Source organism: Sneathiella sp. (genome assembly GCF_029233945.1).
Classification (GTDB): Bacteria; Pseudomonadota; Alphaproteobacteria; order Sneathiellales; family Sneathiellaceae; genus Sneathiella.
In genome coordinates, this window is the sequence record NZ_JARGOQ010000022.1 from 15,319 (window position 1) to 27,353 (window position 12,035).

The 12,035-nt window shown below is 52.6% G+C and carries 15 protein-coding genes; 7 read left to right on the forward strand and 8 right to left on the reverse strand.

Annotated features, from left to right (window positions below; translation table 11 throughout):
- Position 1 precedes the first annotated feature (1 nt).
- Complete coding sequence (locus tag P1U71_RS09060) at positions 2-1,315, forward strand: tetratricopeptide repeat protein (RefSeq protein ID WP_301105262.1); 1,314 nt, start codon at positions 2-4, stop codon at positions 1,313-1,315.
- A 26-nt stretch (positions 1,316-1,341) separates the two neighbouring features.
- The gene (locus tag P1U71_RS09065; RefSeq protein ID WP_301105263.1) at positions 1,342-1,848 is read left to right on the forward strand and encodes a DUF962 domain-containing protein; all 507 of its coding nucleotides are present in this window, start codon (positions 1,342-1,344) and stop codon (positions 1,846-1,848) included.
- Position 1,849: 1 nt separating this feature from the next.
- Here the strand turns inward: P1U71_RS09065 and P1U71_RS09070 are convergent, their stop codons facing one another.
- Positions 1,850-2,344 carry a hypothetical protein gene (locus P1U71_RS09070; RefSeq protein ID WP_301105264.1) on the reverse strand — a complete coding sequence of 165 codons (495 nt, stop codon included), beginning with the start codon at positions 2,342-2,344 and terminating at the stop codon, positions 1,850-1,852.
- A gap of 100 nt (positions 2,345-2,444) precedes the next feature.
- Positions 2,445-2,825: a DUF2794 domain-containing protein gene (locus P1U71_RS09075; RefSeq protein WP_301105265.1), complete on the reverse strand. Its 381-nt coding sequence runs from the start codon at positions 2,823-2,825 to the stop codon at positions 2,445-2,447.
- 145 nt (positions 2,826-2,970) lie between these two features.
- Here P1U71_RS09075 and msrB point away from each other — a divergent pair, with 145 nt between their 5' ends.
- Complete coding sequence (gene msrB, locus P1U71_RS09080; protein ID WP_301105266.1) at positions 2,971-3,369, forward strand: peptide-methionine (R)-S-oxide reductase MsrB; 399 nt, start codon at positions 2,971-2,973, stop codon at positions 3,367-3,369.
- Between the two features lie 29 nt (positions 3,370-3,398).
- Complete coding sequence (locus P1U71_RS09085) at positions 3,399-3,884, forward strand: cupin domain-containing protein (protein ID WP_301105267.1); 486 nt, start codon at positions 3,399-3,401, stop codon at positions 3,882-3,884.
- 7 nt (positions 3,885-3,891) lie between these two features.
- Here P1U71_RS09085 and P1U71_RS09090 read toward each other — a convergent pair whose 3' ends face one another.
- From P1U71_RS09090 to P1U71_RS09105, 4 genes are read right to left on the reverse strand one after another with little or no spacing between them, the layout of a single operon-like run.
- On the reverse strand, positions 3,892-4,893 hold the full coding sequence (locus P1U71_RS09090; RefSeq protein ID WP_301105268.1) for an ABC transporter ATP-binding protein: 1,002 nt from the start codon (positions 4,891-4,893) through the stop codon (positions 3,892-3,894).
- Positions 4,890-5,885 carry an ABC transporter ATP-binding protein gene (locus P1U71_RS09095; protein WP_301105269.1) on the reverse strand — a complete coding sequence of 332 codons (996 nt, stop codon included), beginning with the start codon at positions 5,883-5,885 and terminating at the stop codon, positions 4,890-4,892. Before P1U71_RS09095 ends, P1U71_RS09090 begins: the two co-directional genes overlap by 4 nt.
- Positions 5,886-6,737: an ABC transporter permease gene (locus tag P1U71_RS09100; RefSeq protein ID WP_301105270.1), complete on the reverse strand. Its 852-nt coding sequence runs from the start codon at positions 6,735-6,737 to the stop codon at positions 5,886-5,888.
- Entirely contained in the window at positions 6,734-7,684 is a 951-nt protein-coding gene (locus tag P1U71_RS09105) for an ABC transporter permease (RefSeq protein WP_301105271.1), read from the reverse strand. Before P1U71_RS09105 ends, P1U71_RS09100 begins: the two co-directional genes overlap by 4 nt.
- Positions 7,685-7,916: 232 nt before the next feature.
- On the opposite strand from P1U71_RS09105, the gene P1U71_RS09110 reads away from it, so the two are divergent.
- Both P1U71_RS09110 and P1U71_RS09115 read left to right on the forward strand, forming a co-directional pair.
- Positions 7,917-8,531 (forward strand): SCO family protein, encoded by a 615-nt coding sequence (locus P1U71_RS09110; RefSeq protein WP_301105272.1) that lies wholly within the window; start codon positions 7,917-7,919, stop codon positions 8,529-8,531.
- 17 nt (positions 8,532-8,548) lie between these two features.
- Complete coding sequence (locus tag P1U71_RS09115) at positions 8,549-9,052, forward strand: copper chaperone PCu(A)C (protein ID WP_301105273.1); 504 nt, start codon at positions 8,549-8,551, stop codon at positions 9,050-9,052.
- 49 nt (positions 9,053-9,101) lie between these two features.
- Here P1U71_RS09115 and P1U71_RS09120 read toward each other — a convergent pair whose 3' ends face one another.
- Positions 9,102-9,932: a MaoC family dehydratase N-terminal domain-containing protein gene (locus tag P1U71_RS09120; protein ID WP_301105274.1), complete on the reverse strand. Its 831-nt coding sequence runs from the start codon at positions 9,930-9,932 to the stop codon at positions 9,102-9,104.
- Positions 9,933-10,024: 92 nt separating this feature from the next.
- Between P1U71_RS09120 and P1U71_RS09125 the strand changes: the two genes are divergently transcribed.
- Positions 10,025-10,981 carry a CHAD domain-containing protein gene (locus tag P1U71_RS09125; protein WP_301105275.1) on the forward strand — a complete coding sequence of 319 codons (957 nt, stop codon included), beginning with the start codon at positions 10,025-10,027 and terminating at the stop codon, positions 10,979-10,981.
- 6 nt (positions 10,982-10,987) lie between these two features.
- On the opposite strand, the gene P1U71_RS09130 is transcribed toward P1U71_RS09125, so the two are convergent.
- Positions 10,988-11,791 carry a sterol desaturase family protein gene (locus P1U71_RS09130; RefSeq protein ID WP_301105276.1) on the reverse strand — a complete coding sequence of 268 codons (804 nt, stop codon included), beginning with the start codon at positions 11,789-11,791 and terminating at the stop codon, positions 10,988-10,990.
- Positions 11,792-12,035: the final 244 nt, after the last annotated feature.

Below are 12,035 nucleotides of genomic sequence, written 5' to 3' on the forward strand. Positions count from 1 at the left end.
TATGCACGAAGACATGTTTGGAAATCCGCTCAGCACCCAGTCTGAGCAAACGGTGGATGCCATCAACCGCTTTATGGAGAGCTATATTGGTTTCGGAACGAATTTTGCTCCGATCTTTGAGGCTTCCGATAATGATCCGGATTGCGCCATCGCGGCTGCCTATGCCGCCCTGCTCGGGCTTTTTATGGAAACGCCGGACCGGCTCGATATTGCAGGGAAATATTATGCGCAGGCGAAAGCGGCAATGGGTAAGGGAACGGAGCGCGAGCAACTCTTTGTTTCTGCCGTTCTTGATCTCTGTGACAATAAATTAGGAGGCCTGCTCAAGAAACTGCGTCAGCTTGTCATTGAGTATCCGGGCGATCTCTTCGGGGCGAAGCTTGGTCAGAATTCCTACTTCAATATTGGTGACGACAAGACAATGCTCTGGATTGCAGATGCGGTGATCGACCGCCATAAAAACTGTGCCTACGCCTATGGGATGCGCGCCTTCGGGCGCGAGCAATCGAGTATGCTGGATCTCGCCGAGGAGGATGGCCGCCGGGCAACTGAGATGCAGCGAAACGAGGCTTGGGCTCATCACGCAGTAGCTCATGTCATGATAACGCAAGGTCGCCATGAAGAGGGCATCAAGTGGATGCAGGATCTCTCCAATGAGTGGGAGGATCGCAACAGTTTCATGATTACCCATAACTGGTGGCACCAAGCGCTTTTCTATCTTGAGCTCGAGGATTTCCAGACTCCGCTTCGTCTTTATGACGAGAAAGTCTGGGGGGTCGACAAAACATATAGCCTTGATCAGGTGAACGGGATTTCGCTGCTGTGGCGGCTCGAACAACTCGGCGTCGATGTCGGAAATCGCTGGCGGGATATTAGCGATCATGTCGCGAAACGAAGCCTTGTGAATGACCAGCCCTTTTTTGATATGCATTATGGCTATGCGCTTGCGCGGGGGGGGCAAATAGAAGCGCTTGAGCGTCTGATGACGGGGATGGAGAAAATGGCGCGCGAAGCCCCGGACGTGACCCGGAAATCATGGGCGGAGGTTGCGTTGCCGGCAACACGTGGGTTTATTGCGATCGCGGAGGGGAAATTTGACGACGCTGTGGGCTGGCTTGCACAGGCACAGCCACGATATCAGGAAATTGGCGGGAGCCATGCACAGCGTGACCTGTTTGAACTAGCATGGGTGACAAGCCTGTTGGAGGCCGGGAAATTTGATGATGCCCGCCCGACCCTTGAAGCGCGGGTGAAATTCCGGCAAGATGTCCCTATGGACGCCCGCTTACTGGCGCGGGCAAACGACCGCAACTAAAAAAATTGCGGTATGGGGAGGGAGCCATGGATAAACAGGATATTGCGCAAAAAGGTGGAAACCGGCGAATATTTTCTCTGCTGAATGAATATGGGGCAAGCCATCAGAATGGCACGAACAAGTTTATCCACTGGCTTGCCGTGCCGGTTATCGCCTGGACGGTGGTCGCCCTTCTATGGGCTATCCCTGTGCCGGACGCCTTCGCGGCTGTTCCGTACCTCAATTGGGCGACCATCGCGCTGTTGCTCACCATCATCTATTATGCGGCTCTTTCCTGGACACTCGCGATTGGCATGGTGTTGTTCGCGCTGCTGTGTATCGGTGCAGTGCAGTTTTATGTGAGCGCGCCCCTGTTCGGGCTCACGCTCTGGCAGTTCGCCATCGGAGCCTTTGTGGTCGCATGGATTTTTCAGTTCGTCGGACACAAGATCGAGGGCAAGAAGCCCTCGTTCTTTAAGGATGTCCAGTTCCTGCTGATTGGCCCGGCCTGGTTGATGGGCTTTATCTATCGTAAACTGAACATCCCTATTTAGATTAGCTTTTCACAACGAGCTTATAGTCGGGCGTTGTATTCAGCGGGCAGGAATAGAGATATTCGCCCTCTTTCAATTCGACCTCATAGTCCAGCGTTGTACCGGTCTCGAGACCGCCGCCAGAAACGCTTGTCTTGTTGAGCTTATGCAGCGGGTTTGCCCAGTTATAGCCTTCTTCGCGAACCCAGAATCCAAGGGAGTAGGGCACGTTCTTGTTGGTGACGCGGAAAATATATTTGCCGGGTTTCAGGGTGAGAACCTCGGAATTTGCGAGACGCTCCTCACCTGTCTTGGCATTGATTTTCTCGCAGTCCGCTTTTTCGGAGGAGGTATAGCCATGATCAACACCATTTTCCGATTCAACAAACTGACAGGCCGTCTGGGTGAGGTTGATTACCGTTGCATCCTCCCCTGCGGCCAGTGCGGAGGTTGTAAAAGCGGGCGCAAGCATAAGAGCCGCGACGCCGGGGAGAAGTAGGGAAGCTATTTGTTTCATCGTTTTGATCCGTTCCTCAAATGGGTTTGGGTTACGAAGCAAAATTTCGTCGAAATTTCAGATTTTACAAATCACGTGGTTTCACCCTTGCGTGAGGGGATCAGTCTGCGTCGATTGTCTGGAACCGTTTGCGGTCAAAAACCCTGAGGACCTGCGCAAGTGTTTTGCCGCGCTTAAGGACGCGTCCGCTCTGGCTGAGAACGGAATAGGCGCCTTGCTTGGCGGCGAGGCGGGGTTCCTTATATATTCTGAAAAGCGGATGATCCGCCGTCCTGTGGAAAATCGCAAAGATACAGGCGTTTTTGGTTTCCCCGATGGCATAATCGCGCCATTCGGCCTTGGCGACCATGCGGCCATAGACCTGCAATATCTGGCCAAGTTCGTTACGGTTGAAAAATACGTTCGGTTGTTGCGTTCCCGACCTTGCGTTCTTGGAAGATCGGGCTAAATAGTGATCGTCGAAGCTTACAACCTCGCTCATTTTCTCTCCTGCTTAACTCTAATACTTATTTTCTGCCAACAATGTGATTTCGTCAAGTATTGAGAATTTCGCTCTGTGGTCATATCTTCTATATGTGACGGCGGTGCATAGAGATCAATGGGGCAAATGAGAGAGGACATTCGAAATGGCTGAAAAGATTAAGAAAAGTGAAGCGGAATGGCGCGCCCAATTAACGCCCGAGGAGTTCCATGTCGCCCGGAAAAAGGGTACCGAACGTGCCTTTACCGGTAAATATCATGACAATAAGGAGAAGGGGACCTACCATTGCATCTGCTGCGGAGACCCGCTTTTTGCATCCTCAACAAAATTTGAGTCTGGCACCGGCTGGCCGAGTTTCTGGGAGCCAATTGACCCTGCCAATGTTGGTGAAGTTGAGGACCGAAGCTTCTTTATGCGGCGGACTGAAGTTGTCTGCAATAAATGCGACGGGCATCTTGGTCATGTCTTTCCCGACGGGCCGGAACCGACCGGACTTCGTTATTGCTTGAATTCAGCGGCCCTCGATTTCAAAAAAGAAGAATGAACGCCTTTGCAGTTGCAGGAGAATAAGCGATGGATAAGCAGGTTACAGGCAAGAATATTGCCATCAGGGCGCTTGACGTGGCGCCCCGCACCAAGCCGTCAAACTACCCGGAACCTTTTTTCAGCCGCATGAGTGGGCGGGAAAAGCGTCAGCTTGGCGATGTTTTCGGCATCAACAATTTCGGTGTTAATCTGACCCGCTTGTCTCCAGGCGGAGAATCCGCCCTGCTTCATTGCCATAGCAAACAAGATGAATTCATCTATATCCTTGAAGGTTCCCCGACCCTGGTGACGGAGACGGCGGAGATTGTCCTGCAGCCCGGCGATTGTGCAGGGTTTCCGGCCCAGGGAGACGCGCATCAACTCGTCAATCGAACGGATACAGATATTCTTTATCTTGAGGTCGGGGATCGTATCGCGGGTGATGAGGGAAGCTACCCCAAGGATGATCTGAAGGCAGCACTTGGGCCCGATGGACAGTGGCAATTCACCCATAAGGACGGCACGCCTTATTAGGGCCTGGTCAGCGCTTCTCCGTCATGCTGTCGGAAAAGTGGCAGGCTGCGAGATGGTCTTTGGCAACAGGGCTTAAGGGGGGCTTGATCTCCCGACAGACATCTTGGGCCATGGGGCATCGATCCTGAAAGGCGCAGCCCACCCGCTGCTCCGTCTGGCCCGTGACATTGCCTTTCAGCTTGATGCGTTCTCGTTTCTGGCCGGATCCCGGCTTTGGCACAGCGTCGAGCAGGATCCGGGTATAGGGATGGGCTGGTGTTTCGAATAAATCCTCTGTCCGGCCCTTTTCGACAATCTCGCCGAGATACATGACCGCCACCTCGTCACAGAGATACTCCACAACGGCGAGGTCATGGCTGATGAACATATAGGTCACGCCAAATTCATCCTGCAGATCTTTCAGCAGGTTCAGAACCTGCGCCTGGACGGACACGTCAAGCGCGGAGACAGGCTCATCCGCAACGATCAGCTCCGGATGGGTGATCAGGGCGCGGGCGATGGCTATGCGTTGACGTTGCCCGCCAGAAAACTCGTGGGGATATTTGGAAACATCCTGTGGTTTCAGGCCGACTGATAGCAGCACATCATGTACCCGGCTCTCACGCTCCGCTTTTGAAATTGCACCGAGAGCTGCCAAAGGCTCGGCGACAATCCGGCCGACATTGTGATGTGGATCGAGGGAGCCGTAGGGGTCCTGAAAAACCATCTGAAAATGCTGGCGAAGAGGCCTAAGCTGATCAAAACTGAGGCCGACAACTTCTTTTCCCAGTATCTTGACCGATCCGGAGTCTGTTGGTTCCAGTGCCATGACATTGCGCGCGAGTGTGGATTTTCCGCAACCGCTTTCTCCGACAATGCCAAAACTTTTCCCCTTATGAATTTCGAAGGTAACTCCGTTGAGGGCGAAGACATGGCCGGGCTCGGCAAACAGGCTTTCCCGCGGCAGCCGATAATGGCGGACCAGATCATGGACTTCCAGAACTGGAACGGAATTACTCTCTGTCGTCATGAGAAGAGTTCCTCCGTCTTGCGGGTGCGGGCTTCGTCAAGATGGTGGCAGGCAACAAATTGAAGCGGTTTCACCTCCACAATAGGCGGCGGTGTATTCCGACAGACTTCCGTCGCAAGAGGGCACCTATCCGTAAAGGTGCAGCCCATGGGAAGTCCCATCAGGTCCGGGACAGTTCCGGGAATTGTTACCAACCGACCGCCGCGCGCTCGCCCTAGCTTTGGCATCGCCGCGAACAGCCCCTGCGTATACGGATGGATAAGCTCTTCAAATATCTGCGCTGTACCGCCTGCTTCCACGGCACAACCGCCATACATCACCAGAATATTGTCCGTGTTCTCGGAAATCACTCCCAGGTCATGGGAAATAAGGATAAGTGCCATGCCCTCTTCACGGACGAGCGTCTGGATCAATTCCAGGATTTGATCCTGGATTGTGACGTCGAGGGCGGTTGTCGGTTCGTCCGCGATCAAGATATCAGGCTGACAGGACAGAGCGATCGCGATCATCACCCGCTGCCGCTGTCCACCGGAGAGCTGATGTGGGTAGTTATCGATCCGCTCTTTGGGGTTGGGGATGCCGACCCGATCAAGCAGACGGAGAACTTCCGCCTTAGCCTCGTTCTCCGACATATTCCGATGAAGTCGCAAGGGCTCCATTATCTGATGGCCAACCGTATGAACCGGATTGAGGGAGGTCATAGGTTCCTGAAAAATCATCGCAAGCCGGTTACCACGGATTTGGCACATCTCGGCATCGGATTTTTCCAGCAGGTTCTGTCCGTCGAGTTTGATTTCCCCCAATGTTTCGCTTTGCTCCGGTAATAGACCCATCAGGGCAAGCGCCGCCATGGATTTGCCGCAGCCGCTTTCGCCGACAATACCGAGCGTTTCCCCACGGTTAAGTCGAAAACTAAGATTACGCACAGCACGGGCGGGGCCTTCGTTAGTGGCCAGAATGACGGACAGGTCTTTGACGTTAAGTAAGCTCATTTAACGTTTCCTCGACAGTCTGGGGTCCAGAATATCGCGCAATCCATCACCGAGCAGATTGAGCCCGAATACGGCAATTGCAATGGCAAGGCCCGGATAAATGGCCTGCATCGGATCAAGGAACATCAGGGTCTGCGCCTCGTTCAGCATACGTCCCCAGGATGGTTCCGGTGGCTGGGTGCCAAGGCCGAGATAGGATAACGCGGCCTCCGCCAGAATGGCGATGGCAAAGAGAATGGTTGCCTGCACAATGATGATGGAGAGGATATTGGGCAGGATATGCTCGAATGTGATGCGAAGACGGCCTTTTCCCGAGGCGCGCGCCGCCATCACAAATTCCCGCGCCCATATGGAGTTTGCCGTCCCTCGGGTCAGTCTTGCAAAGACCGGGATATTATAGAGACCGATGGCGAGAATTGAATTCACCCCGCCAGGCCCAAGAATGGCGGTAAGCATAATCGCCGAGAGGATCGCGGGGAAGGCGAAGGAAAAATCCGACAGCCGCATGATAATTTCTTCCGTCCAACCGCGCTTTGCGGATGCGAGAAGACCAAGGCTGACGCCGATGAAGAGCCCGATTGAGACGGCGACAACGGCAACGACAATGGAATTCTGAGTTCCCGTCATCAACATCGAGGCGATATCACGCCCGAACTGATCCGTTCCCAGCCAGTGATTGGCGGATGACGGCAGGAAGCGATTGGCGATCGTAATGTCGTAGGCGGACCCCGGTGTCCAGAAAAGGGAGATTATTGCGCACATCAGCAGAAACGCGGTCATCGCGCCCCCAACCACAAAGCTGCGGCTGCGGCGGCATCGGTTGATAAAGGAAAGGGATCGATCTTTACTCATATATCATGCGCCTTGAGCCGCGGATCGATGACAGCGTAAAGCACATCAACGATAAAGTTCACCACAATGATCATGGTGGCCAGCAGCAACACGACATTTTCGACAACGATTGTATCGCGGTTGTTGATGGCCTTCAGAACAAGCGAGCCGAGCCCCGGAATATGAAATACATTCTCCACAACGACCGTGCCTGTCAAAAGGGCGGAGAACTGTATGCCGGTGACGGTCAGGACGGGGATCAATGCATTGCGCAGGACATGGCGCCAAAGCGTCGCTTGCTTGCTCAAGCCCTTGGCGCGCGCCGTGCGGACATAGTCTTCGCGGAACACTTCCAGCACGGACGAGCGTGTGATCCGGGCCAATATGGCGCCGACAACAGTTGCAAGGGCGAGGGAGGGCAGCAGCAATGCTCTCAGGCATGCCCAAAGGCCGTCATCCCAGCCCGGAAAGCCACCGGCTGGTAGCCAGCGCAGTTCGATTGCGAAGAGGATAATCAGAAGGATAGCAAGCCAGAAATTCGGGATGGAAATGCCAAGCTGACTTATCCCCATCAAAGTGATATCTCCCGCCTTGTTATGATTGGCTGCGGCATAAAGGCCAATAGAGAGCGCAAGAATAATGCTGATAATGATCGACATGATCGCAAGTGGAATGGTGATGAGAAGCGCGCCCTCTATGAGTTCCCAGACGGGAACCTTATAGGCATAGCTGGTGCCCAACTCCCCCTTCAATATCCCGGCAATCCAGTCCCAGTAGCGTATCATCGGAGGCCGGTCGAGACCGAGTTCTTTGGTGAGGGCGAGAATAGCCTCATCGGACGCATCGACGCCCAATATCACTAGTGCAGGATCGCCCGGCAGGATTTCCATGACGAGAAAAATAACGATTGATGCACCGATCAGGGTCACAATCAACGTTAAAACTCGCTTCGCGATAAAAACGCTCATATAATTACTTGGTGCCAAACATTACGCGCGGAGCAGAGAATAAATTTATTTGCGCACGAACAGGTTATCTGCAGATAGAGGAAGGGTCAATCTCTGATCCGGATGACAAACGCGTGCCGTGCGATAGAATGCCGCAGCCTAATTTTTAGGCTTGTCGTGACAATGCAGTCAGATTAAGCAAGGCATCTGGAAATTTATATTTAAACGGTAGCTTCAAGCTAATTCTATTGAGATGAACAAGATATTTGCATTCTTTATTACCGTCTTCCTGTTGGCCAGCGCCGCTGCCATCGGGCTCTGGTTGACGGGCAATTTGCCCGGTATCGGCCAGGAAAAATCAGAGGGCTCTACGGTTCTTGTCGGTGTGCCGCAAATTGGCGGGTCTTTTTCCCTTATAAATCACAAGGGAGAGACGGTTACCGATGAGGATTATAAGGGAAAATTTCTTCTGATCTTTTTTGGCTTTACCAACTGCCCCGATGTCTGCCCCACGGAGATGCAGACAATTTCTCTCGCCCTGCAGGAACTTGGCGATGACGCTAGCGAGGTGGTGCCGGTATTTGTTACTGTCGATCCGGCGCGGGACACGCCAGATATCATGGCAGAGTTTGTTGCGGCCTTCCATCCGTCGATTGTCGGGCTGACGGGCAGTGAAGAGGCGATCAGCGATGTAAAGAAGAAATATCGCGTGTATTCGCAGAAACAGAATAACGACGATCCGGATTACTATCTTGTGGATCACACCTCTTTCACTTATCTGATGGGGCGTGATGGCGATTTGATAACGGTGTTCTCTTACGGGGTTTCGGCTGAGGAAATGGCGTCAAAAATACGTGAGCAGCTATAATCTGATAAGGAAGAATGATGAAATATCTTAAATACTTACCCTTTGTTCTGCTGGTTGGGGTTTTGATAGTGAACGCGGAATCCGACCTGTTTTCCTCCCATGCTGCTGAGAAGAACGGAATGGCCGTTAGTGATGCCTGGTCTCGGGCGCGCCCTGCAAATGCGGCTGTCGGTGGTGCCTTTATGACCTTACACAATATGGAGGGGAAAGCGGACCGCCTTGTCGCGGCGGAAAGTCCCATTGCGGATCGCGTCGAAATCCATAACAGCATCATGAAAGACGGTATTATGAGTATGATGCGGATGGAAGAATTGCTTATCCCCGCAGGGGAGACGGTGATGTTGAAGCCGGGTGGTTTCCACGTTATGCTCATGGGCCTGAAAAAACCTCTCTTCAAGGGGGCGGAGTTTCCGGTAACACTCAATTTCGCACGCGCGGGCCAGATTACGGTTACGGTCCATGTGAAAGACGCCGGGGCGATGGACATGAAAATGCAGGGTCATAAGCATAAACAGGATTAGTTTGTAACCTCAGATTATTTAAAAGGACCGCTTATGCGGCCCTTTTTTCTCAGAATTCAGCGGTTGCCTTGACGGCAAGTTCACCCGCAGGTCCCCGGACCCAAACGCTGCACTCGTCATTATTTTCCGGCTTTCCATCCAAGGTGAAAGAGGCGGTATCGAAAATCGGATTGAAATTGCGGTAGCTGAATTTTCGAAGCAATCGCCCTCCCATATTCTTTACAGCGAGCCGCATCAGCAAAGTGCCAAGAAGTGGGCCATGCACGACGAGGCCGGGATACCCTTCTTCCTGCAGGCAATAGTCGCGGTCATAGTGAATGCGATGGCCGTTGAAGGTGAGTGCGGAATAGCGGAACAGCATAACCGAATCCGGTGTTACCGTTTCTGCCCATACACCGTCATCGGGCGCGCTTTGCATCTCTTTTTTGCTGCCGCTGGTCTCACCTGCGGCTTCGCGGAAGACGATATCATGTTCCTCGGTCAGGCATATCCCGGCCTCATTCTTCACCTGATGCTCGACCGTGACGAAAGTCAGGGCGCCTGTCCGGCCCTGCTTTTCCACGACACTTTTGATCGTCGAAATCTTTTCGGCTCTGTCGCCCGCGAAAAGCGGCGCATGAAATTCGATCTTTCCGCCAGCCCACATCCGCCGGGGAAGCTCTACCGGCGGCAGGAAGTCACCCTTTACCGGATGACCGTCCGGGCCGATTCGCGATTGCCGGTCAGTCGCCAGAAAATACATCCAATGTCCCCCCGGCGGAACGATGTCGGATGCCGCCCCGCCTTCGTCCATAAGAGCCGCGAAGCCATTTAGGGCATGCTGATGTATAATTTCGCTGTGGGATATCTGATTGCCAACCCAGTTTTCCAGTTTTTTCATTTGTTTTATCTCGTGGTTGCTTTTCATGTCATGGTTTGAATAACATAATTGCGTTATAGTTCGGGGTAAATCTTTCCATCCAGAGAGTTGTCATGCCATCCAAGTCGAAAATTCATAAATTATCGCATATCGACCTTACGGAAAGTATGGATGTCGAGACGGCGGCAAAGGTGATCTTTCGCGGCTGTGCCCTTCATTTGAAAGAAAATTTCCGCCAGTTCAAGGATGAAGGCGACCCGATGGCATTGATGCAAATTCGCATTGGTGTACGCCGTATGCGCGTTGCGCTTTACATTTTTCGCCCGATTATCCCGAAGGAAACCCGCTCCAAATTTAACCGCGAATACCGCTATTTCGGTAATCTGCTCGGCGATGCCCGGAATATGGACGTATTTCTCGATAGCACGCTCATGCCCGAAATAAAGACGAAGGATTTTAAGAAGGTTTCAAAAGAGCTCCTGATGCTGGGAGAGGAATTTCGCGCGGAAGAATATGACATCATCATTCATGAAATTTCCGGTGGCCATTTTGAACGGTTGTCCAAGTCCTTCGACAAATGGCTGCAAGGAAACTGGGCGACAAAACTTGGTAGATCCGCTCGTAAAATCATGAGCAGCCCCGTTGCATCTTTTGCCTTGAATGCGATCGAGGAGGGCGGGATCGAGCTTATGAACCGAGGGGCGGATGTGGAAAATCTCTCGGCCAACGAGCTCCATGATTTGCGCAAATATATAAAACGCTCCCGCTATCACTTGCGGTTTTTCTCTTCGCTGATTCGTAAGGAGAAAATCGATGAAGGATATGACCTGCTGGTTCAGATGCAGGATTATCTCGGCCATATCAATGACGTTAAGGAAGGAATGATCATCCTCAGCCAGCTGAGTGCCGCAATCCGGGCGGATTATTTTGCCGAGACATTGCGCTTTAATGCGCGGGTTTATGGCGATGCCAGCAAGGAGGTGGAGCAGAACTTACAGGATTTCCTTATTCTTTGGCGGAAGTTTGAGGATTTCTCTGTCGATAAGAAGGATCTGCGCAACGCGGCTTGAACAAAGCTATCGTTTGACGAAGGGTAGTTTCAGCATCCAGAAGATGCTCTGTTTTCGATCTGTCTGATACTCATCGAGGCCGATAGTCATGTTGCTGTGCCCGGCCGATGGACGAGGGCAGTATGTCCCGAACAGATAGTCCCACCAGGGCAAGTTAAAGCCATAATTACTATTATGTTCGCCGCGTATCACCGAATGATGAACACGGTGCATGTCCGGGGTGACGATAAATTTCCTCACTATTCCATCGAATTTCCCCGGCAGGCCTGCGTTGGCATGATTGAACATGGCAACGGAGCTCAGGAGAATTTCGAAGATGATCACTGCGACAACGGGCGGCCCCAGTAACAGGACCACCACAAGCTTTAGGAACATGGAGAGGAGGATCTCTACGGGGTGAAATCGGGCGCCGGTGGAGACGTCATAATCGACATCCGCGTGATGCATTTTGTGAAATTGCCAAAGAAAACCGACCCGATGAAAGATCACATGCTGCCAATAGATCACCAGATCCTGCAAGATGACGGCAATCACGATGGCAAGCGCCACGGGTAATTCCACGAGATTGAGGAGGCCCCAGCCATTCTCCACCGCAGTGGCGGCTAGCCCTACCGCCAGGATGGGGAATAGCAACCGTAAAAGAAGGGTGTTCAGGAACGTCACGCCGAAGTTGTTCAGCCATCGCCACAGGATTGAAACGCTTGGCGGACGTTTCGGGGCAAACGCTTGCCATATGCCGACCGTTCCGAGCGTTCCGAGAAAGAAGCTCAGGCGAATTGTCGGTTCATGACTCGCAATGTAATCCAGCATGATCTTGTCAGAGTCTCCCTTGTTCCTCTGACAAAATAGGGTGCCGCCGATGAAATAACCATTGAATTCATCGGCATGGCGAAAAAGTGAAGTGCCATGATTTTATCCGCAATAGAGCCGAACTAACTGATCGGAACCGCCGCCTGGCCTGATCCGATCTCTCCCATATGCTTTATGTCGCGGCCAATTTCTTCCAGAATTGCGCGCGCTCGATCAAAATCCTCTGGGCGGCCCCCAACACGAA